Source organism: Enterococcus sp. 3H8_DIV0648 (assembly GCF_002140655.1).
Classification (GTDB): Bacteria; Bacillota; Bacilli; order Lactobacillales; family Enterococcaceae; genus Enterococcus_A; species Enterococcus_A hulanensis.
Map to the genome: position 1 here is coordinate 814,054 of NZ_NGLG01000002.1, position 1,564 is coordinate 815,617.

A 1,564-nucleotide genomic window follows, 5' to 3' on the forward strand; every position below is an offset into this window, starting at 1 on the left:
GGACTACCCTTAAAGTAGATTAACTAAAAAAGGACGGATATAGATGAAATTGGTAGCAATTGATCTTGATGGTACCCTGCTAGATAAAGAGGGAAAAGTATCTGAAGAAAACGCTGCGGCGTTAAAAGAATTTGATCGTCAAGGTGGAACTGTCGCTTTGGCAACCGGCCGATCAATCCAATCAGCAAAAGAAGTGTTTGAACAACTAGAGTTAAATGGATACACATTGGCCTCAAACGGTGCCTATGTTGCGCGAATCGAAAAAGGCGAAATAAAAAAAGTGTTGAAAAGCTACACGATTCTTCCCGCTACAGTAAAGACCGCACTTTCACTCGCTATGAAAACGGAAGTAACCGTCGTGGCTAGCCGCGCCACCCAAGATGATCGCATTTCTTTTGCGCAAGACAAAAATGAAGTCAACAGTCCCTACTATGCCCAGTTTAATTTGAAGGAATCAAAAGTAGACGAACTGTGGAAGCAAATCGATCAAGATGAAATCAGCTATTTCAAATTGGCCTTTACTGATGGTGACACCAGTAAACTAGTCAAGTTGCGCTCACAATTAGAGAAACAGCAGATTAACAGCTCTTATTCTGATAAATATTGGCTGGAGGTTATGGCCGAAGGAGTCAATAAGGGGGCTGCACTAAACTTTTTGACCAAGCACTTGTCGATCGACTTATCAGAGGTAGTGGCTTTTGGTGATCAGGAAAACGATCTGGAAATGCTAAAAATCAGCGGAAAAGGTATCGCGATGGAAAATGCCGCGCCTGCGGTTAAAAAAATCGCCGATAAACAGACCAAATCAAATGAAGAGTCCGGTGTGGCATTCATTTTGAAGAACTTTCTCGCATAATCCTCAATAGACACAAAAAGACGTTGCCTTTTTTGGGCAACGTCTCTTTATTCGTTATAGCTCAATACTTTTCGCTCATTGATGGACTGACACTCGCGATTGTTTCTTCCATGAATGGCAATAAAGCGCAGTACTTGCTCCGCCGATACTTCTAAAACATTTTGCATCACATACCATTCCACCCCTTCGGTCAAAGGCGGCGTCGTCAAAGAACCCAGATAATGGTAATAACTTTTATTCTCAGGAATCAGACCCGCAAAAGAAAAGCAGCCCTCACCCTTTCCCTGATCATACTGGTTCAATACATGTTCAAAATCCGGGTTGAACTCTCCGACTTGATAAAGCACCCCGATCACTGCCAGCTGACCACTGGCTGATTGGAAGAGAAAATGCCCTTCTAATGGGAAAATTTTACCATCTAAACGGTGCTCTCCATCTGCGTGAAAATGCAATTGAACAAAATTGAACACACGATTGTTAAAACTGGCTTGACCAGCACCTAAAAGCTGCAGGTTTTGACCATTATTAAGAAAAGTTGCCGTCGTTTCCGACAAATTTACTTGTATATTTGCAAGAGTATTATTGTTTTCAATTTGAGTTGTTTGGATATCAATCGGTGATTGTCGTTGACCGCCTAGCGGTTCCCAATCACCTTGATGGCAATAATCTATCAAAAATTTTGCTTTCATATGATCCCTCAATTACCTC

At 41.8% G+C, this 1,564-nt stretch carries 2 protein-coding genes; one reads left to right on the top strand and one right to left on the bottom strand.

Going from position 1 to position 1,564, the window contains the following annotated elements; translation table 11 throughout:
- Window positions 1-43: 43 nt before the first annotated feature.
- Complete coding sequence (locus A5875_RS20075; protein WP_088935337.1) at window positions 44-856, top strand: Cof-type HAD-IIB family hydrolase; 813 nt, start codon at window positions 44-46, stop codon at window positions 854-856.
- Window positions 857-903: 47 nt separating this feature from the next.
- Here the strand turns inward: A5875_RS20075 and A5875_RS20080 are convergent, their stop codons facing one another.
- A complete protein-coding gene (locus A5875_RS20080) occupies window positions 904-1,545 on the bottom strand; it encodes a carbonic anhydrase family protein (protein WP_088935338.1) in 642 nt (213 codons plus the stop codon).
- Between the last annotated feature and the right edge of the window lie 19 nt (window positions 1,546-1,564).

Coding starts and splice junctions, on each gene's coding strand:
- A5875_RS20080 (WP_088935338.1), bottom strand. CDS start 1,545: ATGAAAGCAAAATTTTTGATAGATTATTGCCATCAAGGTGATTGGGAA.
- A5875_RS20075 (WP_088935337.1), top strand. CDS start 44: ATGAAATTGGTAGCAATTGATCTTGATGGTACCCTGCTAGATAAAGAG.